General features: G+C 41.4%; 21 protein-coding genes. 9 read left to right on the top strand and 12 right to left on the bottom strand.

The window, feature by feature from the left end; translation table 11 throughout:
* The first annotated feature begins 20 nt into the window (after nucleotides 1-20).
* Together QTN47_RS07995 and QTN47_RS07990 are read left to right on the top strand one after the other, a co-directional pair.
* Nucleotides 21-3,296: a S41 family peptidase gene (locus tag QTN47_RS07995; protein WP_369328821.1), complete on the top strand. Its 3,276-nt coding sequence runs from the start codon at nucleotides 21-23 to the stop codon at nucleotides 3,294-3,296.
* A gap of 511 nt (nucleotides 3,297-3,807) precedes the next feature.
* Nucleotides 3,808-5,037 carry a T9SS type A sorting domain-containing protein gene (locus QTN47_RS07990; RefSeq protein WP_369328820.1) on the top strand — a complete coding sequence of 410 codons (1,230 nt, stop codon included), beginning with the start codon at nucleotides 3,808-3,810 and terminating at the stop codon, nucleotides 5,035-5,037.
* 78 nt (nucleotides 5,038-5,115) lie between these two features.
* Here QTN47_RS07990 and QTN47_RS07985 read toward each other — a convergent pair whose 3' ends face one another.
* The 3 genes from QTN47_RS07985 to QTN47_RS07975 form a co-directional block, all read right to left on the bottom strand.
* Nucleotides 5,116-5,808: a TlpA disulfide reductase family protein gene (locus QTN47_RS07985; RefSeq protein WP_369328819.1), complete on the bottom strand. Its 693-nt coding sequence runs from the start codon at nucleotides 5,806-5,808 to the stop codon at nucleotides 5,116-5,118.
* 181 nt (nucleotides 5,809-5,989) lie between these two features.
* On the bottom strand, nucleotides 5,990-6,751 hold the full coding sequence (locus tag QTN47_RS07980) for a slipin family protein (protein ID WP_369328818.1): 762 nt from the start codon (nucleotides 6,749-6,751) through the stop codon (nucleotides 5,990-5,992).
* Between the two features lie 18 nt (nucleotides 6,752-6,769).
* Nucleotides 6,770-8,047: an NfeD family protein gene (locus QTN47_RS07975; protein WP_369328817.1), complete on the bottom strand. Its 1,278-nt coding sequence runs from the start codon at nucleotides 8,045-8,047 to the stop codon at nucleotides 6,770-6,772.
* 490 nt (nucleotides 8,048-8,537) lie between these two features.
* Here QTN47_RS07975 and QTN47_RS07970 point away from each other — a divergent pair, with 490 nt between their 5' ends.
* From QTN47_RS07970 to QTN47_RS07960, 3 genes are all read left to right on the top strand, one after another.
* Complete coding sequence (locus QTN47_RS07970) at nucleotides 8,538-9,812, top strand: Gfo/Idh/MocA family oxidoreductase (protein WP_369328816.1); 1,275 nt, start codon at nucleotides 8,538-8,540, stop codon at nucleotides 9,810-9,812.
* A 128-nt stretch (nucleotides 9,813-9,940) separates the two neighbouring features.
* Nucleotides 9,941-13,321: a 3-keto-alpha-glucoside-1,2-lyase-like domain-containing protein gene (locus QTN47_RS07965; RefSeq protein WP_369328815.1), complete on the top strand. Its 3,381-nt coding sequence runs from the start codon at nucleotides 9,941-9,943 to the stop codon at nucleotides 13,319-13,321.
* A gap of 179 nt (nucleotides 13,322-13,500) precedes the next feature.
* Nucleotides 13,501-13,944 (top strand): PepSY-like domain-containing protein, encoded by a 444-nt coding sequence (locus QTN47_RS07960; RefSeq protein WP_369328814.1) that lies wholly within the window; start codon nucleotides 13,501-13,503, stop codon nucleotides 13,942-13,944.
* Nucleotides 13,945-13,973: 29 nt separating this feature from the next.
* On the opposite strand, the gene QTN47_RS07955 is transcribed toward QTN47_RS07960, so the two are convergent.
* Both QTN47_RS07955 and QTN47_RS07950 read right to left on the bottom strand, forming a co-directional pair.
* Complete coding sequence (locus tag QTN47_RS07955) at nucleotides 13,974-14,165, bottom strand: type II toxin-antitoxin system antitoxin (RefSeq protein ID WP_369328813.1); 192 nt, start codon at nucleotides 14,163-14,165, stop codon at nucleotides 13,974-13,976.
* 20 nt (nucleotides 14,166-14,185) lie between these two features.
* Nucleotides 14,186-15,064: an SPFH domain-containing protein gene (locus QTN47_RS07950; RefSeq protein WP_369328812.1), complete on the bottom strand. Its 879-nt coding sequence runs from the start codon at nucleotides 15,062-15,064 to the stop codon at nucleotides 14,186-14,188.
* A gap of 92 nt (nucleotides 15,065-15,156) precedes the next feature.
* On the opposite strand from QTN47_RS07950, the gene QTN47_RS07945 reads away from it, so the two are divergent.
* Entirely contained in the window at nucleotides 15,157-15,336 is a 180-nt protein-coding gene (locus tag QTN47_RS07945; protein WP_369328811.1) for a hypothetical protein, read from the top strand.
* A gap of 257 nt (nucleotides 15,337-15,593) precedes the next feature.
* Here QTN47_RS07945 and QTN47_RS07940 read toward each other — a convergent pair whose 3' ends face one another.
* From QTN47_RS07940 to tyrS, 6 genes are all read right to left on the bottom strand, one after another.
* Entirely contained in the window at nucleotides 15,594-16,217 is a 624-nt protein-coding gene (locus QTN47_RS07940) for a hypothetical protein (protein ID WP_369328810.1), read from the bottom strand.
* 308 nt (nucleotides 16,218-16,525) lie between these two features.
* The gene (locus QTN47_RS07935) at nucleotides 16,526-18,703 is read right to left on the bottom strand and encodes a TonB-dependent receptor (protein ID WP_369328809.1); all 2,178 of its coding nucleotides are present in this window, start codon (nucleotides 18,701-18,703) and stop codon (nucleotides 16,526-16,528) included.
* 53 nt (nucleotides 18,704-18,756) lie between these two features.
* Nucleotides 18,757-20,010, bottom strand: a complete 1,254-nt coding sequence (locus QTN47_RS07930; RefSeq protein WP_369328808.1) for a sensor histidine kinase — start codon at nucleotides 20,008-20,010, stop codon at nucleotides 18,757-18,759.
* Between the two features lie 158 nt (nucleotides 20,011-20,168).
* Nucleotides 20,169-20,843 carry a response regulator transcription factor gene (locus QTN47_RS07925; RefSeq protein ID WP_369328807.1) on the bottom strand — a complete coding sequence of 225 codons (675 nt, stop codon included), beginning with the start codon at nucleotides 20,841-20,843 and terminating at the stop codon, nucleotides 20,169-20,171.
* Nucleotides 20,844-21,137: 294 nt separating this feature from the next.
* The gene (locus tag QTN47_RS07920; protein ID WP_369328806.1) at nucleotides 21,138-21,785 is read right to left on the bottom strand and encodes an alpha/beta hydrolase; all 648 of its coding nucleotides are present in this window, start codon (nucleotides 21,783-21,785) and stop codon (nucleotides 21,138-21,140) included.
* A gap of 247 nt (nucleotides 21,786-22,032) precedes the next feature.
* Entirely contained in the window at nucleotides 22,033-23,310 is a 1,278-nt protein-coding gene (gene tyrS / locus QTN47_RS07915; RefSeq protein WP_369328805.1) for a tyrosine--tRNA ligase, read from the bottom strand.
* 142 nt (nucleotides 23,311-23,452) lie between these two features.
* On the opposite strand from tyrS, the gene QTN47_RS07910 reads away from it, so the two are divergent.
* Nucleotides 23,453-23,830 carry an RDD family protein gene (locus QTN47_RS07910; protein ID WP_369328804.1) on the top strand — a complete coding sequence of 126 codons (378 nt, stop codon included), beginning with the start codon at nucleotides 23,453-23,455 and terminating at the stop codon, nucleotides 23,828-23,830.
* Between the two features lie 117 nt (nucleotides 23,831-23,947).
* Nucleotides 23,948-25,804, top strand: a complete 1,857-nt coding sequence (hscA, locus tag QTN47_RS07905) for a Fe-S protein assembly chaperone HscA (protein ID WP_369328803.1) — start codon at nucleotides 23,948-23,950, stop codon at nucleotides 25,802-25,804.
* 182 nt (nucleotides 25,805-25,986) lie between these two features.
* Here the strand turns inward: hscA and QTN47_RS07900 are convergent, their stop codons facing one another.
* Nucleotides 25,987-26,574: a riboflavin synthase gene (locus tag QTN47_RS07900; protein ID WP_369328802.1), complete on the bottom strand. Its 588-nt coding sequence runs from the start codon at nucleotides 26,572-26,574 to the stop codon at nucleotides 25,987-25,989.
* Between the two features lie 102 nt (nucleotides 26,575-26,676).
* On the opposite strand from QTN47_RS07900, the gene rpsU reads away from it, so the two are divergent.
* Nucleotides 26,677-26,952 (top strand): 30S ribosomal protein S21, encoded by a 276-nt coding sequence (gene rpsU / locus QTN47_RS07895; RefSeq protein ID WP_369328801.1) that lies wholly within the window; start codon nucleotides 26,677-26,679, stop codon nucleotides 26,950-26,952.
* The last annotated feature ends 44 nt before the right edge of the window (nucleotides 26,953-26,996 follow it).

Here is a 26,996-nt window from a genome sequence, read left to right as displayed (position 1 = left end):
TTTTAAACAAATAAAAACACATGAGAACGTTTTTAGCTCTACTATGCACCGTTGGTACGCTCTCGCTAAATGCGCAGGAAACGCCTTTATGGATGCGTTACCCTGCCATCAGTCCCGACGGAAAAACAATTGCTTTTGGTTACAAAGGTGATATCTACACGGTTCCGTCGTCGGGCGGGACTGCAACTCCTTTAACTATTCATGAGGCCCAGGATATGATGCCTGTTTGGAGTCACGATGGTAAATCAATTGCTTTCGCCAGTGACCGTTATGGAAATTTTGACGTGTTTGTGATGCCTGCTACAGGTGGTGCACCGGCTCGTCTGACATATAACAGTTCAGGCGATTATCCTTATGATTTTTCGCCCGATGACAAGAAAATAATCTTTGGCAGCGCGCGCAATGTTCCTGCAAATGATATTCTTTTTTACAGTCCGCGTTTATTTCAAAACTTATACAGTGTAGATGTAAAAGGGGGCCGTGCTTTATTGATCAGCGCCGGTGGTTTTGAAAATGCACACTATAACAGCAATGGTAGCCAAATCGTTTTCCAGGACAGAAAAGGTTATGAAGATCCCTGGCGCAAACACCAGACATCATCAGTAACCCGTGATATATGGGTAATGGACGTGGCTGCTAAATCTTTTAAAAAGATCAGTAACTATGTTGGTGAAGACCGTGAGCCCGTTTACAGCAACGACAATCAATCTATCTATTACCTGAGTGAAAAAAACGGTAATCAGAATATTTATAAGATACCTGCTGCCGGCGGAACAGAGCAGCAGTTAACTGATCTTAAAACAAATCCGGTTCGTCATTTAAGCATCAGCAAGGATAACACCTTATGTTTTACTTATAATGGTGAGATCTATACAATGAAGGACGGAGCACCTTCCAAAATAAGCATCCGTATTACCAACGATGGTCGTGAAGGTATCGAGAAAAACCTACCGGTTAACGGTAATGTAACGGAGTTCGCCTTGTCGCCAAACGGTAAAGAAGTCGCCTTTGTTACACGTGGCGAGATCTTTATTACAAGTGTAGATGGCACGCAAACAAAACGAATTACCAATACGCCGCAGCAGGAACGCATGGTAGAATGGAACCCGGACGGCAGAAGTGTAATCTACGCTGCGGAGAGAGACGATAGCTGGGATATTCTTAAAACATCTATTGTAAATAAAGACGAACCTTACTTTTATGCTTCGACAGTGTTAAAAGAAGAACCTGTTATAGCAACCTCCGCGGAAGAGTTCAGACCCAAGTATTCACCTGACGGAAAAGAGATTGCCTACATAGAAGAACGCAACATTCTTAAAGTGTACAACGTTGCCACCAAGCAAACAAGAGTTGTGTTACCTAAAGGCCGCAATTATTCTTACAGCGATGGTGACTGGGATTTTAACTGGAGCCCGAACAGTCAGTGGCTGGTAAGTGACGACCAGGAAGGTAATTGGTTCAGTGGCAATGTTGCTTTGATAAAAGCCGATGGCAGCAAAGGCATTCAACATCCTATTCCAAGTGGCTTTGGTCAGGGTAATGTAAAATGGACATGGAGTGGAAAAGCCCTTTCATGGGTGAATGCAAGAGAAGGACGTAAGTCATTGGCGCAGCAGGGAAGCCGTGAAGTGGATGTTTATGTCGGCTTTTTTGACCAGGATCAGTTTGAGCGTTTTAAATTAAGTAAGGAAGATTTTGCGCTGCTGAAAGAAAAAGAAGAAAAAGAAAAATCTGAAAAAGAGAAGGCTGAAAAAAACAAAACAGAAGATAAGAGCACTGCTAAAAAAGCAGAGCCTTCAAAATCGGATACTGCTACTTCATTAAAGAGCTGGGTACCGAATATTGAAAACATGGAAAACCGTGTTGCTCGTATTACCATCAATAGTTCTTCCGTTTCTGATTACGCAGTGTCTCCGGATGGTGAAAAAGTGTACTATCTCTCATCTTTCGAAAAAGGTTACGACTTGTGGGTTACCGAACCCCGAACACATGAAACAAAAGTACTTGCGAAACTTGGCGGTTCCCAGAGTGGAATTGAAATGAGCAAGGATGGCAAATCAATTTTTGTATTAAATAAAGGAGGGGTTGTAAAGGTAGATGAGAGCGGAAAGATGAGTCCGATAGGAATTAATGGCGATATGGTATTGAACCAGGCTGCTGAACGTAGCTATATCCTGGGACACGCATACCGCCAGGTGCAGAAGAAATTTTATGATCCGGCATTGCATGGTGTTGACTGGAAAAAGACGTATGAGAATTATTCCCGTTTTCTGCCACATATCAGCAATAACTATGATTTCCAGGAATTGCTAAGTGAAATGCTGGGCGAATTAAATGCATCTCATACAGGAGGACGATATAACCCGGTTAATCCTAACGGAGATGCCACTGCGACGCTTGGTCTGATGTATGATGAAACATATACCGGTAAAGGGCTGAAGGTGACAGATGTAATAACAGGCGGTCCGTTTGATAAATCTTACAGCAAGATTAAAAATGGTACGATCATAGAAAAGATCGATGGCATGCCTGTTACAGACAGTATTGACTTTGCAGTATTGCTTAACAGAAAAGCAGACAGAAATATTCTGCTTGATCTGACTGATGGCTCAGGCAACCACTGGCAGGAGACTTCTAAACCAATAACTTTCGGTGAAGAATCTGCGCTGATGTACAAACGTTGGGTGAAGAAAATGGAAGATATGGTCGCAAAACTCAGCAATGGCAAAGTTGGATACGTGCATGTTCAGGGTATGAATGACGCCAGCTTCCGCAGCACATTTGACGCAGTACTTGGCCGCAACTTCGGCAAGCAGGCATTGATCGTTGATACCAGGTTTAATGGCGGCGGATGGCTGCATGATGACCTGGCAACTTTCCTCAGTGGCAAAAGATACCTTGATTTTGCACCCCAGGGTAATCGTTTGAATGATGGCGAGCCAATGGGCAGATGGACAAAACCTAGCTGCGTATTGATGAGTGAAGGCAACTACAGCGATGCATTTATCTTTCCTTATATCTACAAACAAAACGGCATTGGTAAATTGATCGGTATGCCGGTGGCAGGAACAGGCACTGCTGTTTGGTGGGAAACTCAGATAGATCCAACCATCGTTTTTGGTATTCCGATGGTGGCAACAATTGGTAAAGAAGGTCATCCAACTGAAAATCACCAGGTTGAACCTGATATTAAAGTTCCGTTGCGGTATGAAGATTTTCTTAATGGAAAAGACGCACAGATTGAAGCCGCAGTCAAAGAGATGCTAACCGAAATAGGAGGGCAGGCATCGAAATAAAATTCAATCTAACTCAATACCCAAAGAGCGCTTCACTAAAGGGGCGCTCTTTTCTTTTTAATTAAAAATTGAAAGTTGAAAATGGAAAATGAACTGGAGCGGAGTTATTTCTAAGTCAATTAAAGAGATGATAGTACATTTTCGTCGATAGTCCGTAGGACTTTAAGCTCAATAGAAAACTGCAAACTTACAAGGCCTTTCTTGTCCGTAGGACATTAACCCTTTTGATTTGGTTAAAGCCCCAACGGGCTATGACTAACCGGGTTCGCCCATTTCTACTGAGCTTAATTCCCTAGGGGAAAATCTGTTGCTGTTATAAAATCTGTCATTGACACGACAGAAAACATCTCCCAAAACGACGATGCATGTCTAACTAAAAACACTTTAAATTTTCAATTGTCCATTCTCCATTGCCCTCGCCCAAATGCCGTTTGCTAAAGCGAATTTCATCTTATCAGAATTTTTTGTAACTTATTTGTCCCTTTTTTCATCACCCCAAAAAATTCCGGTTATGCGAACAGGTTTCTACGCTACTGTGCTGTTGGTTATAGCCTTTAATTATGTTTCAGCACAGAGCCAACCCGACAGATTTGCTTATGTATTTACAGACAGCATTCAAGCTGGTAAAAACTGGACCTCGCTCAGAAAACTAGATCTTAAAACTGGTGAATTTAGCAATGTGCTAATTAAAGGCGCAGACAAGAAAATAGTTCTTTTGGATGCCGCAACCCGCAAGTCAATAGCCTTTTCGCAAAGCAGCGCTAATGATACAACCAATGCCAGTGCCGCATTTGCAACAGGCGTTGCCGCAGCTGCAATTGATCGTAAAAATAACCGGTTGTATTTCGCGCCGATGGTAGTTGATCAGCTCAGGTATCTCGATTTGAATATGATGAAAGTATATTGCGTTACTACCGAAAATTTTACCAAGACAAAATGTAACACAGGAAATCCAATTGCCAGGATGATCATTACCAATGATGGTTATGGATATATGATCACCAATGATGCAAAACATTTGGTGAGGTTCACCACCACAAGAAAGCCTTCGATAACAGATCTCGGCGCGTTGACAGATGATTCTACAAACAAGGCAATGACGATCTTTAATTTCCCTGTTACCGCCGGCGGAGATATGGTTGCTGATGCTGACAACAATCTTTACTTGTTTACCCCGACCAATAGGATCTATAAAATAGATGTAAAGACGAGGGTTACAAAGTATATCACGACTATAAAAGGATTGCAGGGCAATTTCATTACCAACGGAGCGGCGGTTGACGTCAATGGAAATGTATTAATCAGCAGTTCAATAAATAACGAAGCCTACTATGTTGTTGATCCTAAAACCTGGACCGCGACCGCATTTAAATCAAAAAATGGCGTTTACAGAAGTTCAGATATGGCAACTGCTAACATTTTGTTTGCCAGTAACAAGGCTGCTGAAATTAAAAGTGTAGTCAAAAATGAAGTTGTATCCGGTAGCATCAACGTCTACCCCAATCCTGTTGCAAACAACCGGATTACTGTAAGATTAATGGACATTAAGCCGGGGAAATATAATTTCTATCTGTTCGATATGCAGGGCGCCAAAGTAATGAACAGTAAAATAACTGTTACGCGAAGTGACCAAACAGAGGTGATTAATTTTGATCGTTATTATCCCCAGGGAACATACTTTGTAAAAGTTGTGGGCAAGAACAGTAATAATAGCTACAACACCAAAATACTTGTTCAGTAAGCGTTAAACCAATATAATAACTCAGCAACAAAACCCTTCGAGTGAAGGGCTTTGTTTTTTGGCTTAAAATAATGTTTCCTATTTAAGCAATTGTTGAATAATCTCATCATCTTTTTTGAAAACTGCCAGTTCAAATTTTCCTGTTGTTGCATTTTTCTCAAAGGAAGCTCCGGTTGTAACCTTTGTGATAACGCCTTCATTGTTTACAAAAAAGTTAACAGGGTAGGTGTCAATGCCCAGCTGCTCAAAATAGGAGCCACTATTTGGAATAATAATATAGTTTAGCCGTTTTCGCTTGAAAACTTTCATTATTTCTTTTTTATTCTCAGGTGCAAAAGCAATAAACTTAACCTTCTTTTCTGCATATTGGGCTTTCAGTTTGTTTAGGTCATCAAACTCTGCTTTACACGGCCCACAGGTTGTCGACCAGAAATTGATATGAACAATATATCCTGATAGATTGGCAGAGCTAATGTTATTGCCGTCGAGATCTTTAAAAATAAAATCAGGTAGCTTCTTGTTCACTAATTTGTCGAATGACGCAGTATACGGAGGCCTTATATGGCCTGACGAGTCAATTGGGGCTTTTTGAAAATTATAATTGACAATCGTAGTATCATGTTGCTGATACTTTGAAATAATACTTACAGCATAACCAGAATTAAATAATGAATCAATAAAAGCCCGATTGCTTAATACGTTAGTCGATACGTTTTTGTAAAGGGTAATTTTTTCGGGCTGCTGGCTGTTGCTTACTAGAGCACATGCCATTACCGATAAGACAGATAAACTCTTTTTAAACTTCATGAAATTGTTGCTTTGGTATAAAAGGTTTTAAACAGGTTAGCGATAAAGATGCCTGTTTTTGAGCATGTAAAAAAGCTTTTAATTCTTAATGTTTTAATAAAGTAATGGAGGTCTCATTGTCGCTGCTATTCTGATTTGAAAAACATCAAATATTTTCCTTCCCTTTCATAAATGCTTTCAATAGGTCAATAGGAACAGGGAAGATAGTAGTAGAATTTTTTTCCGTGGCAATTTCTCTCAACGTTTGTAAATAACGAAGTGTTAAGGCACTGGGTTCTTCGCTTAGTATTTTTGCTGCTTCGGCTAAACGTTGCGAAGCCTGGAATTCACCCTCTGCAGCAATTATTTTTGAACGGCGCTCACGTTCAGCTTCTGCCTGCTTAGCCATTGCACGCTGCATTTCTGTGGGAAGATCTATTTGTTTTACTTCTACATTTGAAACCTTTATACCCCACGGTTCCGTATTGGCATCAATGATCTGTTGCAGTTTATGATTGATTTTTTCCCGTTGAGACAGCAGATCATCCAGGTCTGATTGTCCAAGTACACTACGAAGTGTAGTTTGGGATATTTGTGAAGTTGCGGCAAGATAGTTTTCTACCTGTACAATGGCGTTTTGCGGCTCAAGCACGCGGAAGTAGACGACAGCATTTACTTTTATAGAAACATTATCCTGTGTTATTATATCCTGTGAAGGCACATCCAACACTACAGTACGTAAACTTACGCGTACCATTTTGTCAATAATCGGAATCAGTAAGATAAGGCCAGGCCCTTTTACACGGATTAGTCGCCCCAACCGGAAGATAACCCCGCGCTCATATTCCCGCAAAATACGAATGGCATTGAACAAAACAATGATGACAAAAAATACAATAACGGTAAATGATATAGGTAACTGTTGCATAGTATATTTAATATGTGTTTAGCTTTGAATAGCTTCAACAAAAAGTTTGAAATTTTTTCTGCTTATCACCCTCACTTTTTCATTTTTATTAATTGTACCGCCTGTTGACTCTGCGTTCCATATTTCGCCATGTATTAAAATTGTTCCAACCGGATCAAGCGTTTCAAGTGACGAACCGGTAAGTCCAATCAGTGCGTCAATGCCTGTAACAGGTTTGGTACGTTGTGCTTTAAGTCCCAGTCCTATTATCAGAAGAAAGAAAAGCGCCGAAACTGAAACCGCGCTGATGATCACACTGAGAGAAATTTTTCCCACGGCCCCGGCATCTTGCCGAATCAACATCATAGAGCCCAGCAACATGGAAATAATACCACTGATGGCCAGCAATCCATGGCTGACAATTTTGATCTCTAAAAGAAACAGAACAACCGCAAAAACAATTAAAGCCAGTCCTGCATAATTAACCGGTAATGTGTGCAGCGAATAAAAGGCCAGGATGAGGCTGATAACACCAATTATACCCGGAAGAATTGCGCCCGGGCTGTATAGTTCAAACATAATCCCGTAAAATCCCAGCATCATCAGCATATACGCAATGTTTGGGTCGCTGATGATGTTGAGCATTTTTTCAACAAAAGTCATATCATCTTCCTGTATGCGTGCTGTTCTCGTTTTAAGTATAACAGAACCGCTGCTTACTTCTACCATTTTGCCGTCAATAAGTGTCAATAATGCCTTGTCATTGTCTGCAATAAGATCAATTACCTGGTAATTAAGTGCCTCCGTAGCGGTAATGGAAAGGCTTTTTCGAACGGATGCCTCCGCCCATTTCTCGTCGCGTTTTCTTTTTTCTGCAATCGTGCGGATAAAAGCCGCTGCATCATTTGTGAGTTTTTCTGACATTATAGGGTCAACTGTTCCCTGCATATCTACCGGGTGTGCAGCGCCTATGTTTGTACCTGGTGCCATCGCTGCAATGTGAGCCGCAAGCGTGATGAATACACCGGCCGAACCTGCACGTGCGCCTGGCGGAGAAACATACACTACAACCGGAACCGGTGATTCCATAATATCGCTGACTATTACACGGGTTGATTTAAGAAGACCGCCAGGTGTATTTAGATGAATAAGAAGACAAGTTGCTTTCTCATTTTTGGCTTTCTCAATGCTTCGGTGAATGAAAGCCGCTGTGGCAGGATTAATATTCGCGTCCAGTTTTATTGATACAACAATTTGTGTCGTAGCCAGAAGTGGCGTCAGAAGGAGACAAACAAAATATAAGATAAGCTGTTTCACAAAATTTCTTTTGAACCTGCAACTCAAATCATTGTGGTACTAAGGAAACCAGTCTTTCGACAAAACCGCTCTATACATGTAATTTACTGAAAAGGACAGGGATTTGCAATTTTTTAGCGCAGGTACGGTGTTAAAACCGGGCCTGGGATTTGAAATTTAAAATTTGAGATTTGAAATGTGGAAACCTTAGCTTGTTTGGAATGTGATTGAGGTGCTATCATAAACGATTTAAAGAATTTAATATATAATGAGAAGTCCGTCATTAACAATCTCAAATCTCAAATTTCAAACTCAAATTCCCATCTTCATCCCAAATCACAATTTCTGCAAACGTTTGGGTAAAATCTGAATGCTATAATTACTTATCTTCATAGCTTGTTTTTTGACGACGATTGTAAGGGCTGTAAAACCACGCTGCTTTGAAAAACATTACCGTAAGTGGTCTACCCCCCGTGTATTAGAAAGAATCAACTTCTGAAAAAAAATCAACATGATGCCAAACCAACGTTCGAGAAGGGCATTCCTAAGGAATTCATTTGGCGCCCTTGCTGCTTTTTCCATTGTTCCCCGTCATGTGTTGGGGAGAGGCTACATAGCACCCAGTGATCAGCTTACCAAAGCCATAGTTGGCGTTGGTGGTATGGGCCGCGGTCATATTCCTTATGCGGGAACCCGCGTTGTCGCAATTTGCGATGTGGACAAAAATCACTTGAAACAAGGGCTTGACCTTTTAGGCGGTCCCGGTAAAGGAGTAAAAACGTTCTCCGATTACAGGGAATTGATCACGCTTCCTGAAGTGGATATTGTGCACGTGGCTACGCCGCCGCACTGGCACGGTATCATTGCCGCAGATGCCGCCCGGGCAGGTAAAGACGTATGGTGCGAGAAACCTATGACTGCAACCATAGGAGAGGGCAAGAAGCTGGTTGAAGCTATTCAGCAAAATGGACGGATCTTCAGGCTGAATACCTGGTTCCGTTTCTCTGATATTTTTTATGGTATGGGTACCACAGTCCGGCCAATTAAAAAACTGGTAGACAGTGGGCTTCTCGGATGGCCTTTGAAAGTAACCGTTAGCAAGCATACCGGTTTTGACTGGAAGTTTTATTGGGTGGGTAAAACCAACCTGCAGGAAATGCCGGTTCCTGCCGAACTTGACTACGATATGTGGCTCGGCCCCGCACCTTACAAACCTTACAACCCGCACAGGGTTCACCAGACTTTCCGCGGTTACTGGGATTATGATGGCGGTGGCCTTGGTGATATGGGACAGCACTATATAGATCCTATTCAGTATTTCTTAGGCAAAGACAACACAAGCCCTGTATCCGTTGAGATAGACGCGCCTCAGCAACATCCTGATGCAGTGGGTACATGGCGCCGGATTACGTATACATATGATGATGGTTGCCAGATCATTTTAGATGGAGAGGGAAGGGATGTAAATGCAGCATATATAGAAGGTCCGCAAGGAAAATTATATCCTGGCTTTAAGTCAACTATTCCTGACCTGGAAAAGAAACTTGCAGCCTTCCCCGAGCCTGTGCCGCAGGTAACAGATTTTGTGGAAGCTGTAAAAAGAAGACAAAAATTTGCGTTGAATGAAGAGAATGGCCATCGCTCCGCCACAATTGTTAACATGGGTAAAGTTGCACTGAAACTGGGCAGGTCATTAAAATTTGATCCGGTTAAACAGGAGTTTCTAGATGATGCAGCAGCCAATGCACTTATGTGGCAGCCTATGCGTGGACCGTGGACAATTTAATTTACAATGACACTTCCTGTTAGGCGAAGCCATCTATGCAGGATAAATTGAAAATGATTTCGGGACTGAAAGGGCGATGGTTACCTAAAACCTGTTACCTGAAACCTGATACCTTACAACACAAACGAATGAAAAAGATTATAGGTTCTTTGCTTTTTATAAGCACATTAATGGCAGTGCAGGCGCAAACTGACCAGCGCACTGCTACTACAAAAATTGCAGATGTACTTGCAAAAGCACCAGCTTTAAACGCACCGCAGCTAAATGCGAACATGACGATTATTTCGGGCATTGGCGAAGCTGGTGTACGTGAAATGGTCGGCATGTTGTCACCCACAGGAAAGGGCGACAATACCAACCTGGAGTACACCATTAACAGTTACTCTTATTATGTAGTTCAAAAAGGTAAAGAAAAGGAGCGCGTTGCTGCTGAAAAAGCGTATGTAAGTGCATTGCAAAAAATAGCGGACAAGGAAAACAAAGCTTTTTTAATAAGGCAATTGCAGACCGTTGGTAGTGATTATTCAGTGAATACATTAAAAGGTTATTTGCAGGATGACAGGCTATGTGATGATGCAGCCAGGGCGTTGGTAAAAATAAACACGCCAAACGCTGGCAAAGCATTGTTAGCTGCATTGGCTGGCTCAAACGGTAAGAGAAAAATTACGATTGTAGAAGCGCTCGGCGAGTTAAAAGTTAAAGAAGCAGTTCCGCAAATAACAAAACTTGCATCCAACTCCGATGTTAAACTGGAGAAAGTAAGTTTGTTCGCACTGGCCTCAATTGCAGATCCTTCATCTTCGGCTGTATTGAGCAATGCTGCTAAAAAGGCCGGCTACACTTTTGAGCCGACCAATGCAACATCTGCCTATGTTCTTTACATAGAACAGCTTGCAAAAAATGGAAAAACAGCCCAGGCAAAAGAATTGGCCCAGGCTTTGAATAAAACCGCCACACAGGTTCAGACAAGATCTTCTGCATTACAATTAATTGCGCAGATAGATGGAGAGAAAAGCACTCCAGTGCTAATTGAAGCGATGAATGATGAAAACAGTGCATACAGAATTGCTGCGCTGAAATCAGCAGGAAAACTCATTAATGATAACACAGCAAACCTATGGTTGCAGAAATTGAGCAGCAGCAATGGTGCAGTTAAAGCTGAAATCATTACCATGCTTGGCAATGCCAAAGCTACAGCTGCGTTGCCGGCAGTTCAACAGGCTATTACGGATCAGGATGCTGCAGTGCGTACTGCTGCCATTACTGCTGCCGGAAAAATAGGCAATGAAGCTGTATTGCCATCATTACTTACCGCATTGAAAAGTGCATCACCTGCAGATATCGAAACGATCAAAGGATCTTTGATGACGTTGAAGGGTGACGGCGTTGCGGCAGCAATTGCGAAAGCATTACCTACAGTAAACGGTTCTGCAAAGGCAGCTTTGATAGATGTACTGGCTGCACGCAGTTATAGTGCTTCTACCAACGATTTTCTGGCCCTCGCGAACGATAATGATCAGGCTGTTGCTGCAGCAGCGGCAAAGGGCTTACAATCTGTTGTAAGCGCAGATAATCTTTCTCAATTATTCCCGTTACTTACTTCATCCACAAATCAGCAGAAAACAACTGCGATTCAGGATGCGATCGTAACTGCATTGGGCGGACTGAAAGATGTGAATCAGAGAGATGCACTTGTTCAGGCACAGCTGAGCAAAGCTCCGGCAGACAAACAACCTTTGTTTTACGACATCATGGCGAAAACAGGCGGAAGCAGCAGCATTCAGGCGCTTTCTGCTGCATTTGCTTCTGGTAACGATAATACTAAGAAAGCTGTTGCGGATGCATTGTCAACCTGGAAGGATCCAAAATCTTCTGAAGCTTTATTCAAAGCTTGCATGGCAATGAACGGCACATCATATTTTGAAACGGCATTAAACGGTTATATCAAACTGGCAAACGACGTATCTTTCACTAAAGATCAGAAATTACTGATGCTCCGCAGAGCAATGGATGTAAGTAAAAGCAATACACAAAAAGCGCATATTCTTCAGGAAGCGTCATCTTGCAAAACATTCCTGGCACTTGTTTTTGCCGGAAAATACCTTGATGATTCAGCATTGCAAAGTGAAGCTGCAATGACTGTGATGAATATAGCCCTGGCTAATCCTGAATGGAATGGCGATGTGGTTAAGCAATTATTGCAGAAAGCATCTCCATTGTTAAAAGGACAGGATAGTGACTACCAGCGCCAGGCAATAGCTAAACGTCTTTCTGAAATGCCTGCTGGCGAAGGTTTTGTTCCGCTGTTTAACGGCAAGGATCTAACCGGATGGAAAGGCCTGGTTGCAAATCCGATCAAGCGCGCATCTATGGATAATGCTACGCTTACCACTGAACAGGCAAAGGCCGACGACGTAATGCGCAAAGGCTGGACCGTTAGTAATGGTGAGCTCGTTTTCCAGGGGCAGGGCGATAATCTCGCTACTGTTAAAAAATATGGCGACATAGAAATGTTCGTTGACTGGAAAATTCAAAGCAAAGGTGACGCAGGAATTTATCTTCGCGGCACACCGCAAGTACAGATATGGGATACTTCCCGCACAGATGTTGGTGCAGAGGTAGGATCCGGCGGTCTGTATAACAACACGACCAATCCAAGTAAGCCGCTTCATTTGGCCGATAATGCGATAGGTGAGTGGAACACGTTCCATATTGTTATGAAAGGTGACCATGTTACGGTTTACCTGAATGGAGTTTTAGTGGTTGACAATGTTCCGCTCGAAAACTATTGGGACAGAAAAATGCCTCTTTTCCCACAAGAGCAGATTGAATTGCAGGCTCATGGCACCATAGTTAACTACCGCGACATTTATGTTCGTGAATTGCCGACTGTTAAACCATTTGAACTGGGCAGCGATGAAAAGAAAGAAGGGTACAAAGTACTGTTTGATGGGACAAATCTTGACGAGTGGACCGGCAATAAACAAAGTTATGTGGTAGAAGACGGCAATATCGTGGTTAAACCCAACGGCGGCAGCGGCGGAAACCTCTATACAAAAGACGAGTATAAAGATTTTATCTACCGTTTCGAATTTCAGCTTACCCCGGGAGCCAACAATGGCATCGGTATCCGCGCACCGTTAGAAGGCGATGCGGCTTATAAGGGTATGGAAATACAGGTGTTGGATAATGATGCTGATATTTATAAAAACCTGCATGAATACCAATACCATGGTTCTGTTTATGGTGTAATACCTGCAAAACGTGGTTACCTGAAGCCGTTGGGTGAATGGAACAGCGAAGAAATTGCAGTTAAAGGCAACAAGATCAAAGTAACCCTTAACGGTGTTGTTATTGTTGACGGTGACATTACGGATGCTATCAAAAATGGTACGTTGGATCATAAAGAACATCCGGGATTAAAAAATGAAACCGGGCATATTGGCTTCCTGGGACACGGTGACGTAGTTCGTTTCAGAAACATCAGGATAAAGGATTTAGGTAAATAAAGAATTTTCTCAGTTTTTCAAAGGAGCTGAATGAAAGCCGCAGGTTGATTTTGCCTTAAATGGTTAAAATCGGCTTGCGGTTTTTTATTGCAGTAAATTTGTATGAAGTTTGTATCTGTTATAGAAATATCCGTCTTCTTGAAGACAGAACGATTCTCTAAACAATAAAATACTAAAGCATGAAAAAGGTTCTTTTATCAATCCTGATGTTCATAGCAGTTAGTGGAGCTTTTGCCCAACTAAGAAAAATACCTGCCGAGGTAACAAATGCGTTAAAAGAAAAATTTCCTAAGGCCGAGGATGTAAGCTGGAAAGATAATTTAACAAGCTGGACGGCAAAATTCACCAACGACGGAATCAAGACCAGTGCTTATTTTACCGGAAAGGGTGAGTGGAAGGAAACTGATAAGGAGTTAAAATATGATAGCATTCCCGAGGTTGTAAAAGATGGATTTAAGAAGAGTAAATATAATGACTGGACACCCGGCTCAGTTCTTTCCATTGAAAAGAAAGATAAGGGACTACAATACAGAGTATATGCTGAGAAAAGTTCTGTATTTCAAAAAGCCTATTTATATTTTGATGAGAAAGGCGCTTTGCTGAGAGAAGCGCCAGGCCTTTAACGATAGTATAGGAGCAGTAAAGTGAGAACTTACTGCTCCTTTTTATTTTTAGTTTGATTTTTCGGAGCTGCTGTTTTCCTGCCCGCTTCTTTCAGTGCTTTATCTATCAGCCATTCCAACTGACCATTTACACTTCTGAACTCATCTGCTGCCCATTTTTCGAGCGTAGAAAAAGTCTCTTCATCTATTCTTAATACAAATGTTTTTTTGGATTGACTCATACTCCAATATTAACCGCACATTATTGATATAAGGTACCTGTATTCAGTACCGGTGTTGCTGCTTTCTCACCGCATAATACCACCATCAAATTACTAACCATTGTCGCTTTTTTATCTTCATCCAGCTGAACAATTTCTTTTCTGGATAGTTGCTCAAGTGCGAGTTCAACCATGCCTACAGCGCCTTCAACAATTTTAAACCTTGCAGCTACGATTGCTGAAGCCTGCTGTCTTTGTAACATAGCGCCGGCAATTTCCGGTGCATAGGCTAAATGGCTGATCCGTGCCTCTTTAATGATAATGCCGGCTGGAGCCAGGCGTTCATTCAGTTCCTGTTCCAGCATGTCAACAACCTTGTCACCGCCATCCCGTAAAGTAATAGTAGCAGTTTCATCTTCCATATTATCATAGGGGCAACTTGTGGCCAGGTGTCTGACTGCAGCTTCACTCTGTATTTGCACATACTGCTGATAATCGGCGACGTCAAAGCCTGCCTTGTAAGTATCCTGTACCTGCCATACAATTACAGAAGCAATTTCAATGGGATTACCCATCTTATCATTTACTTTCAATTGCTGACCATTCAGGTTCTGGGCTCTTAAAGAAATTTTATAGGTAGTATAAAATGGATTTACCCACTGCAAACCATTGGTCTTGATGGTACCAACGTATTTCCCGAAAAACACGCACACAAGCGAATGATTGGGATTAACAATTTTTAATCCTTTAGTAAGAAAGACAAATAATACAATTAGTAGAATGCCGATAATTATTAATGCGGAGTTGCTTTCGTTACCAGGACCAACACCTTTTGTTATAAATGCTAATCCGGCAACAAAACTGATAATGGCCATCAGAAGTGCCATAAATCCGGTCATGGGTTTAATGATCTTTTCCATAATATTTGTTTTGATATCATAATGATATCAAATCTACAAACAAAAATGAATTAGTCAAATGGTTTTAAAAAAAGATTTTACAGCCTGCCGGTATGCAATCCGGTGAACAAATAACAGATTTCGTCGACGCATTGCCTGTTAAAACGGACAATCACTTTATTGAAAGAGATCAATTGGTTGTTGGCGCTCATTCGCACAAACCTGTCCGGCAACCGAACAATGGCGATCAGCATGGCTATTTGGTCAGGGCGAAATTTGTTAGTCGCGTGTGATGTCCTTTTCCGCCAGCCTTGAATCAGAACTCGCCGTTGGCATGCAGGTACGCCAATGTGCTGAGTACTAACAACAGATTGCGCTGATGCAGTTTGTTTTTTAGAAGTGAGAATTTATCCTAATGGCTTTAATTTGTTGTTTGGTGCTCTCCGCTGGAAATTAAGATCAACAGAAAATTAATTAAAATCTGCTGGACATAACTTATCCAACCGCATTGTAATGGGTATTAATTATGAATAACATGTCCCAGGAATCTCTATTGCTTTTGCAAAATAGTAGTTGAACGGGCCTGGGTTGATTGGTTAAATTGATAGCCCTGTACATCTTTTATTCCCGACTCGTTAATAAAGGAAGTAATGTACAATTTGTCACCCTCTAATTTAAACTTTCCACCGCTTGGCTTTGAAGCAGTAGGCGTGGAAGAGGCAGAAGCATCCACAAAAAAAGAACCTGAAGAAAAATAAATGGAATCAGTTCCTATTACTTCGTAAGGGACAACGGAACTAACGGGTGGTGTCGACAATTGCAAAGGTGATGTGACGGAATCCTGCAAAATTCCATTTATATAAATATATCCTTTCATTGTAGCATCAATCGTGTAAGCAATGTTATTGGTGGCGATGGTTGTAGCATCAAATTTCACCGTGCCCTTATTGTCTTTTGAAATGTAATGAGTTAGCGAGACAGTTTTTTCATTGTCATCTCCGTCTTTTGTTTCCATAGACACAACGCTTTCAAGTTCTACTGAAATCAGTTTATAGTTGCCCGCGAGGCCACGGGTTGCGGCTGTTGCAGGAGGATTTTCACTGACTTCTTTCTGACAACCAATAAAAAAAATGCTTGCAAAGAGAATGAGTACGGCAGTAGTAAGTTTTGACATAAGGGTCATTTTCAAATTAAGTAAAGCAAAAAAAGGGATTTTTTCGATTAAAATCGGTAGCCGCAGTTTATTTTTTCTTTACGTTAATTCATTAAACTTAAAAAGAGCAGAGGTTTTGTTTGAAAGAGATGATCTGGTTGTTGGAGCCTTTGGCGCACAGCCATTATTCACACCGAATGACGGCCGGCAGCTTGCAATTCCACCAGGAGGACGTTTACTAATCGTGTGTAAAAAAGAAAAGGCCGGCATTCATCAATGCCAGCCCTGGTTTTTCTGCCTGTTGTTTATGAAGGATTAAAACTCAAATGCTATTTCGCGAAAGGCGCTATCCGCAATGCCATGTTTACAACCCGCCCATCAATAGGCGCCCATAAAGGCTTGTAATCAGGATTTTTCACGCTGCCTGTAAACAAAGATTCGTACCGGCTCTGACGCTCGTCCAACAGGTTTTCACAGTTCAATACCAGGCTCACTTTTGGTCCGAATTTTCTTTCAATCATAGCCGCAATAAACAGGTAGCCCGGTGTATTACTGTCGCCGTCCCTGTACTGACTTCCTGTATACGAACCTTCCAATCCAAATCTCCACTTGCCTTCTTGTTCATATACTACGGTTGCTGCTGCTCTATTGCGCGGCGTTAACGGCATAAACTGGTTTTGAGCAAGATATTTTCTTTCTGCATTAGTATAAGTATAACCGATATAGAATTCCCACGCAGGAATTTTTAACTGGATATAGGTATCAGATCCTTTTGTAACAACCGATTTCGATTCGTTCGAAAAACTCACTTTTCCGGACGCATCTTCATTAGCTACTATTGGATTGTTTATTTGCGTGAGGAAGAACGCCTGGTTAATAAACAGCGTTTTATCATTGCCAAAATCTTTTTTAAAGTTCACTTCAACATTGTAACCGTAAGAACGTTCTGCACTTACATCGGGATTTAAAGGCAGAATATCATAAATACCATAATCTTTTATTTGCGGAGCCAGCGGATTAGGCGTTACATAGCCCATGCCGAAACCGGCTCGGGCTCCCCATGTGTCGTTAAAGCGCTGAAAGATGGCAAGCCTTGGTAACAGGAAGTTTCCATATGTATAATGATGATCGGCGCGCAAACCACCTTCGAGTTTTGTTTTAGGGAGAATTTGCCACGTATCCTGCATAAATGCGCCTGCCGTAGTATTGCTAAATGTTCCTACAGGTGCCGGGGTTGCCGCATCAGGTGTAAAACGGCTGTAGGTAAGGTTTACACCACCGGCAAGGCTGTGTTTGTTCAATCTTGCATTTATGGACAATTCATTGTAATTGTTTATTTGCCCACCGTTGAAAATGTAAGTATTTGTAGTTTCATCCCTGTTGAATATACTTACACTGCTTTTTAACGTTGCAGTTACTTTATTACTGAACCGGTTTTCTGCGATCAGCGTAAATGTATTCCTGTTTATTTTGTTCTTATCAAAATAGGGGTGTGCCGTGTCAGCAGTATTTTTAATGGCAGTCATGTCGCCGCCAATGCGGTTTTCAAAACTACCAGACCAGCCTATTTCAATGGAACTTTTAGATGAAGGATAGATAAACAGCGTGGGATGGATTAACGTACTTTTAGTATTGGGCACATCCGAAAGTCCATCCTTGTCTACGTCTGCTTCTTTCTGAAATGTTTGGCCTGCAAACATGGTAAAACCAATTCTTTTCCACCTTTGTCCATAGTACGCGTTCAGGTTCGTTTCCTTCAGCGTGGTTTGGTTTACTACGAATGACGCATCTGGCAGATAAGTCGGTTTTTTTGAAATAAAGTTGATCAAACCTCCAATTGCGCCGCCTCCATATAAGGTTGAGGCCGATCCTTTAATTAATTCTATTTGTTTAAGGTCAAGCGGCAGGATAGATAGGATACCAAAACCACCGGAGTAACCATCATATAAGGGCATCCCGTCTTTCAATAGTTGGGTGTATTTACCATCAAGCCCCTGTATACGAACGTTGGCATTACCTGTAACTGCAGAGGATTGCTGTATTTGTATGCCACTTACATCTCCCAGTATACTTGCAACATTTCCCGGCTTTAAAGTGCTTTCTTCATTCATCTCTTCCTGCCCAAGTACTTCAACTTTCATGGTTGTATTTTCCATGTGGTCATTGTTTCTTGTGGAAGAAACCACTACAACATCACTTAAAGCATTCTCGTCAGCCTCCATGTAAATCGTGTGAGTGCTTGTATCGGGGATTGTGATTGTTGTAACAAATGGTTTATACCCGGTGTATTTGAATTGCAGTGAGTAAGACCCTGTTGGCAGATTGATTTGTACAGCGCCGGTAGTATCGGAAATAGCGTGATATTTGGCACCTGCTGACGTGGCAACTGAAACGTTGGATAACGGTGCTTCATTTGCTTTGTCTTTTACAACAGCCTTAAATACTTCTTGTGCAGATAAAAAACTAAAAGAAAACAGAAGAGCCACAAAGAAGATCGGTTTCATCATATCTTTTTTGTAAAGGAACAAGTTGATTCTGATGGAAATTTGTAGCAACAATTTTACCAGGAAAGTTCAAAAGAATGTATTCCGTTGTTGTAATGGTAGGATATGGCAATATTTGATACGTCACATATTTGTTTGATAATGGCAAGGCCGAGACCGTGATGATCGGTATTAAATTGTGAAGTATAAAAACGGTTAAATATCCGGCTGTTATCAAGGGGGTTGGGTATACCGGAATTGCTGATGATACATTTACCGGCAGAAAGATCCAGCGAAATACAGCCATTTTCATGATTATGCCTGATGCCATTGGCAAGCAGGTTATTGAATAATATTTCACATAAAATAGGGTTGATAGTAATGTGGGCTTCTGCGAGTTTTTGAGCTACTTTCAGGTGCTTGTCAGCAAACAACTCGTCCAGCTCATCTATTTTGTCATGCAGGAAATCACGCAAATTTATATACTCAGTACTATGAAATTGATTGTTTTCAATTTTGGCGAGCAACAATAATGATTGATTCAACCTGCTCATTTTTTGTACAGCATCATAAGCACCCTGCAAATGCCTCAGGTGATGTTCGGTTAATGATTCATCCTGTATCAGCAGATCAAGTTTTGTTCTTATGATTGCCAGTGGCGTTTGTAATTCGTGAGATGCGTTTTCTGTAAACTCTTTCAACAGTGTATATTCTTTGTCTGCATTATCAGTTACTTCCTTGAGCGTTTTATTCATGAAAGCAAACTCATCAAGATTGCTCGGTTCAAACTGCAGCGAGTTATGTTGCCCGAGCTTGAATTTTTTCATCACAGATAGTGTATTGTAAAAGGGTAACCAAAGTCGTTTAAGAACAATACGGTTGATAAGCAAAGTGGCAACCAGGATCAATAATATAGTTGAGAGCGTGATGATGATAATAGATCTTACCAGATCTTCGGTTTCCTCCAATGACTTTACAACTTCTACACGGTACAACCGATTGCTAACCCTTGTTGAAAATATAAGTTGCCTTCCATTTTTTGAGCCGTGATCACCATTGCTATCCATACGCACATCAATGAACTTTCTTTTGCTCAGCGGTCTGTCAATCGGAGTGAACGATGATTTCTGATTGGTTAGCTGCATAGGTTCTGGTAGCTTGCCATGTTCAGCTATGTATGCCTCGATTTCCCTTTGTTCTATTTTCAGACTATTATCAACTTCATTCAATAAAACATAATACAGCAAAACAGAGAACGCAAAACTTGATAGCATAAATATGCCTATCGTTATACCAAGGTTAATGCGGTTGTATTTTGTAAATAGCTTCACCTTATTAGTTGTACGTTGTAAATAATACGTTTTACGTTTAAGCCTTTGTATTCTTTGTGCACCTTAGCGCCTTAGTGTCTTCGTGCCCGCCCGTGCCGGATCGGACGGGGCAAAAAAAAACGCTGTGTTTCCTTGTGTTGTCTGTGCCTCCGTGGTTTTTAAACACTAAACTTATACCCCATACCATAAATACTCTTTATCCTGTCTTCACTACCAGCAGCAATAAGCTTCTTCCTCAGATTTTTAATATGCGTGTAAATAAAATCATAGTTGTCGGCCAGGTCCATATTGTCACCCCACAAATGTTCAGCAATGGCATTTTTACTGATCACTTTATTCTTGTTGCTTACAAAATAAAGCAGCAGGTCGTATTCTTTTTGTGTCAGGTCTAAAAGAACATCGTCTACTTTAACTGTCTTTCCCGTCAGGTCAAGAGAAATATTATCGATCTGTATGGAGTTCTTTCCATCAAAGGACTTTCGCCTGATAATGGCAGTGATTCTTGCCATTAATTCCGGCAGGTGAAACGGTTTGGTAAGATAATCGTCAGCTCCGGATATAAGGCCGTTAACCTTATCATCAAGAGAATTTCTCGCGGATATGATCAATACACCATCCGGCTTGTTATTAGCTTTCAACTCTTTTAAAATGTCCAACCCACTGCCGCCCGGCAGCCCTATATCAAGCACAATGCAAGCATAGTCATAAATGGATATTTTATCCATGGCTTCATGAAAATCAACTGCGATTTCACACACAAACCGCTCACTGTTCAGATAAGTGTAAATACTGTTACTCAGCTCAGGTTCATCTTCTATGATAAGGATCTTCATGCTTATTAATTGATTTTGCCACCGCTTCTTAGAGACAAAAATGCAATAGAAATCTGAAGTAATTCTAAAGATTAACTTTTGCGTATAAGTAAGGTCTCGGTCGAGCCAAGGTTTTTTTATAAACAACTGATAAAGCCTGAGCCCAAAACCTAAAGCTGACTGAAGCGAAAGTTTTTAAACCATTTAAGAAATATAAGAGAAAAAAGCACTTTTACCTGGGATAATAATAACGCTTGAACCACAATATATTTACTTAACCAGCCCGAACCTTCACCATTGACCATTGACTATTCACTAGCTGCGTATAAGAGACCTAAGTAAGCCGGAAATTTCTTTTGCATTGTTCATGATCATCAGATGTGTACCTCCTTCAATTGTATAATCTGCCTTAACATACGAGTAGGGCAGAAGCTTGTCCCCTGTACCATGGATATGGGTAACGTTAGGCGGCACTATGTTATTTTTCCAGTTGAGAACCGCATCAACGGCCCAAAGGTTGAAGTCAACATCCGCATCGTTGAGCAGGTTATTTAAGACGAGCATTTCTTTTCGGGACCTCGCATTCATAAATAGCCTGCATAGCGGTTTACTGACAGCCTTCGCAAATTTGGCCGGGACAAACTTATACAACGGAAATTTGCGCCACATTCTTAAATAAAACGGTATTTCTTTATGATGCTTGGCGCTTGATATAAGAATAGCTTTTGCTGATGGATTAACTGACGCTATTTCAGTGGCAAGCATTCCGCCAAAGGACAGCCCGACGATCACGGGTGCTGGTTCTTTTATCAATGCACCAATTCGCCCGGCATAAGAAGGTAATGTTTCCTCTTCATCCTCGGGTTTAATCCAGGGAATAAAAACCGGAGTGCAAAAATCGAGTTGCAGAAAGCTAAAAGCCCTTTCATCCGCTCCTAATCCGGAAAGAAAATATACATTCATTTAATTAAGGTAGCTAAAAATAAGGGCATAAAAAAAGCATCAAGGATTTGTGATCTGCTATTTTTAATTGCTTAACTTTTGCAAATCTCCCCGATGCTTTCGTGAGATGATCTTCATTTTGTTTAGAAATGCTTTTCATCTCTTTTGTACCTCTAAGATACATTAGTAATACTGTGTTTGCCAAATTTTGCAGGTCTACGTTTTGCACGCTTTATGCACTATTTTATGCACATTTGGCCAATACATTTTAGGCTATTTTAACCAGGTAATAATTCTTTTTTCCTTTTTGAACCAACAGAAAAGTATTATGTAAAAGCATATCTGTAGAGATCACAGTTTGAAGATCTTCTATCTTCTTCCTGTTAATGCTTACTCCTCCGTTCTGAAGCATCTTACGGGCTTCTCCCTTGCTTGGAAAAATGCCTGAATCGGCAAGAAAACTGATCACGTCGATACCTGCATCGATTTTTGATGCCTCAAAATCAAATTTAACCACACCCTCCATGTTTTCCAGGTCTTCAATACTCAGGCTTTCAGCTGGTGCACTTTGATTGGCAAACAGTTTTTCTGTTGTTTCAATGGCTTTATTGTATTCTTCTTCGCCGTGAACAAAGCAGGTGATTTCCTTTGCCAAAGTTTTCTGCAAAAGCCTTGCACCTGCATTGGTTTCATGTTGCGCTATCAATGCGTATATTTCATCTTTGGTTAAGAAGGTGAATATTTTAATCCATTTTTTTGCATCTTCATCAGCGGCGTTTAGCCAGAACTGGTAAAACTGGTAAGGGGTTGTGCGAACAGGATCCAGCCAAACATTTCCTTTTTCTGTTTTGCCAAACTTTCCGCCATCGCTTTTAGTCAGAAGAGGGCAAGTGAAAGCAAAAGCTTCGCCGCCTGCTTTTCTGCGGATCAGCTCGGTGCCTGTTGTAATGTTTCCCCATTGGTCACTTCCACCCATCTGCAGTTTACAGTTATGGTGTTGGTAAAGCCAATAAAAATCATAGCCCTGCATTAGCTGGTATGCAAATTCAGTATAGCTGATGCCTGTATCGCCCTCAATTCTTTTTTTAACGCTGTCCTTGGCCATCATATAGTTAACAGTAATATGCTTACCGGTATCGCGCAAAAAGTCAATAAAGGAGATCGTTTTAAACCAGTCATAGTTGTTCACCATAACTGCGGCATTCGCTTTATTGGTATCAAAGTCCAGGTATTTAACCAGTTGATTATGTATACCTGCAACATTTTTTTGCAATTGTTCTTCGCTCAGCAGGTTTCTTTCTTCGCTCTTCATAGATGGGTCACCAATCATACCGGTTGCCCCGCCAACAAGTGCAAAAGGTTTGTGACCTGCGCGTTGCAGGTGAACCAACAGTAAAATAGGTACCAGGCTTCCAATATGTAAACTGTCTGCAGTAGGATCAAAGCCAATATATGCTGACGTCATTTCTTTATTCAATTGTTCTTCGGTTCCAGGCATCATGTCTTGTATCATGCCTCTCCAGCGTAGTTCGTCTACCAGGTTCATAGCAAAAATTTGCGCAAAAGTAAGGAATACTGCAAACGAGAATGGTAAAACCCAGCGCCATTGTTAAGGAAATTGGGTCAGAATGGCGGCAATGCGCCTCCGTTGCTTACCTTTGCGCCTTCGTATTAAGAAACTTTGCATCATGAAAAGAGTTGGAATTGGTACAAGAGTGTTGAATTTCCTCGTTGATACAGTGCTCCTCGCGTTGATAGCTTATGGCGTTTATCGCGTGGATGTGTTTTATGCCATGTATTATAAAGCCTTTTTCATGCCCTATTACCTGTGGTTTGATGCAACGCTGGTGGTCTATTATACCTTTTTTGAATATATTTTCAAGCGCACACCGGGTAAATGGTTGTCTTATACCAAAGTTGTCACCAATAACGGCGGTAAACCCTCTTTTTTGCAGGTATTGATCAGGTCACTTGTTCGCCTCACAGTAATAGATTGCTTCTTTTTCCCTTTCCTTGAAAAGACGTTGCATGACTACCTGAGCAAGACGGAAGTGGTTGAAGTGTAACAAGGTACGATGTACGATGTTAGGTGCCCGCGCGTACCGACGGCACGTTCGGGCGGATGCGATGTTAGATGTGCGATCGATAAATTTTAATTTTGTGAGCTTTTAACGAGAATAATTATGGCAAAGATTGGTATTAATATAGCAACAGGTAGTTTGCAACAGGCAGAAATGATCGTGGGTATTGATTTGGGCACGACAAACAGCCTCGTTGCAATTATACATCCGGAAGATAAAAAGCCCCGCGCATTAAAAGAACACAATACGAGTAGTCTTGTGCCAAGTGTTGTGCATTTTGATGAGCGTAGTGAAGCGATTGTGGGAGAGGAGGCGAAGAACTTCCTGGAAAGTGATCCGCAGAACACCATCTTCAGTGCGAAAAGATTAATGGGCAAGAGCTATAACGATGTGAAAGAGCATGCTGATTTCTTTACTTACAAGGTAATTGATGATGATACTGACAGGCTGGTAAAAGTACAGGTGGGCGATAAATTTTATTCGCCAATAGATCTTTCTTCACTTATCCTGAAAGAATTAAAACAAAGGGCTGAACATATTCTCAAAACACCGGTTAGCAAAGCTGTTATCACTGTTCCGGCTTATTTCAATGATGCTCAAAGGCAGGCCACGCGCGATGCTGGTAAACTTGCCGGGTTAGATGTGTTACGCATTATCAACGAACCTACAGCTGCCAGCCTTGCATATGGTCTTGGCCTGGATAAAGAAGAAGAAAAAACAATTGCAGTATATGATCTGGGAGGAGGGACTTTTGATATATCTATCCTGAAGATAACAGGCGGAATATTTGAAGTTCTGAGCACCAATGGCAATACATATTTAGGTGGTGATGACTTTGATCGCGCTATTGTGAATTATTGGCTTAAGCAATATGAGATCTCTCACGACGAGTTGCGCATGAATAAACAGTTGGCGCAGGGATTGAGACTGAGAGCAGAGGAAGCTAAAAAGCAATTGAGTGGTCATGAACATTTTGAAGCCGATTTTAACGGGCATAAATTAAGCATTTCCAGGTCTACCTTCGAGGAGTTGATTCATGGCCTGGTGGATGAAACCATTCAATGCTGCACAAATGCACTGAAAGATGCAGAACTGAAGCCCTCAGAAATTGATGCGGTGGTAATGGTGGGAGGCAGCACACGTGTGCCGTTTGTGAAAAATAAGGTAAGTGATTATTTTGGCCGGACAGTAAGTGATACAGTAAATCCGGATGAAGTGGTTGCTTTAGGAGCAGCTGTGCAGGCCGATATTCTTGCCGGTAACAATAAAGAATTTTTATTACTGGACATTACGCCTTTGAGTCTGGGTATTGAAACTGCGGGCGGTTTAATGGATGTATTGATTCCGCGCAACTCCAAAATTCCTTCCAAAGCCGGCAGGCAATACACCACACAGAAAGACGGCCAGGGCAGTATGCGTATCTCGGTTTTCCAGGGAGAAAGAGATTTGGTGAAAGATAACCGCAGGCTGGCCGAATTTAATTTAACTGGTATTCCAGCCATGCCAGCCGGATTGCCAAAAGTGGAAGTAAGCTTTCTCATCAATGCAGATGGTATTCTCGCTGTAAAAGCGAAGGAATTGCGCAGCGGTGTAGAACAAAGCATCGAAGTGAAGCCTCAGTACGGTCTAACGGATGAAGAAGTGGAGCGTATGCTGCTCGAAAGTATTACGCATGCTAAAGATGATATTAAAACGCGTGCCCTGGTGGAAGCAAGAACAGAAGGTGAGCACCTGCTTGACGCAACAGAAAAATTCATCACGAAAAACCCCGGCATTCTTTCAAAAGAAGAAATGACGATCACCGCATCAGCCATGCAAAACCTGCAACTGGCGCTCACAATGGAGGATAAGGACCTTATTCATACAAAGATTGAAGAACTGAATGAAGTTACGCGCCCCTTTGCCGAACGCGCAATGGATAAGGCGGTAGGAGAGGCATTGAAGGGGAAGAGCATTTAGCTGTCAGCTATCAGCTATGAACTATCAGGTATCAGGTATCAGGTGTGAGGCTGGCGGTTCAACGAACAACTTCAATACAATTGCGATTTTTTCTTTTAATAAAAAGGCACAGAAAGATTTCAGTTTCTGTGCCTTTGTTTTTTTAAAAATCGATAAACGTATAACGTAAAACGTATAACGTACTACTTGAGACCGGCCATCCTCGCCAGGTACTTTCCAATAATGTCAAATTCAATATTGACTGTCGAACCGGGCTCTACTGACTTTATATTGGTGTGCTCATAAGTGTATGGGATGATCGCCACAGTGAATGCTTCTCTCGTTACGTTAAAAACGGTAAGGCTGGTGCCGTTAACAGAAATGGATCCTTTTTCTATTACAAGGGCCGCAAAGCTTTCATCGAACTTAAAAGTGAACTCCCAACTTCCCGAAACGCTTTTTTTATCAATACACGCAGCTGTTGTATCCACGTGACCCTGAACAATATGGCCATCGAGCCTTCCATTCATCAGCATACATCTTTCCAGGTTTATCTCGTCACCTGTTTTCCAGTTACCCAGATTGGTCTTTTTTAATGTTTCATCAATGGCCGTTACTGTGTATTCATCATTTTTAATGGATTCTACGGTAAGGCACACTCCGTTATGGCTAACGCTCTGGTCAATTTTCAGTTCATGCACTATAGGGGCAGTGATTGTAAAAGTCTTATTGGTACCGTTGGCATTGACAGCCAATATTTTACCCGTACATTCAATTATTCCTGTAAACATGGCTGCAATTTAGTTACGAAAGCTGAATTCCGGTTACTTGCCAGTGACCTGGTATATCTTTTTTACTTTTGGTCTTTTTTAATAGTAGTAGGAGCAAAAAGTTTGGTTGAAATAATTTGGAGTGTAAAAAAACAAAACCTACTTTTGCACCTCAAATCACCTAAAGGGGGTATATCAATTATGCTTATTATAGATTCAAAAGATTGCGAAAACATAGACAAGGCGCTTAAGAAGTACAAAAAGAAGTTTGAAAAAAGCAAAGTTTTGTTACAGTTAAGAGAACGTCAGAGCTATACAAAACCTTCAGTTAGACGTCGTAACGAAGTGTTGAAAGCAGTTTATAAGCAAAGCATTGCCAGCGGCAAAATCGAAGCTTAATTCTACTTGTAGAATAAATTTATATTTTTTAGCCATAGGGTTTC

Source organism: Danxiaibacter flavus, assembly GCF_041060425.1.
GTDB lineage: Bacteria > Bacteroidota > Bacteroidia > Chitinophagales > Chitinophagaceae > Danxiaibacter > Danxiaibacter flavus.
Note: the sequence above shows the minus strand (reverse complement) of the source record. Positions and strands in the feature narration are given on the sequence as shown.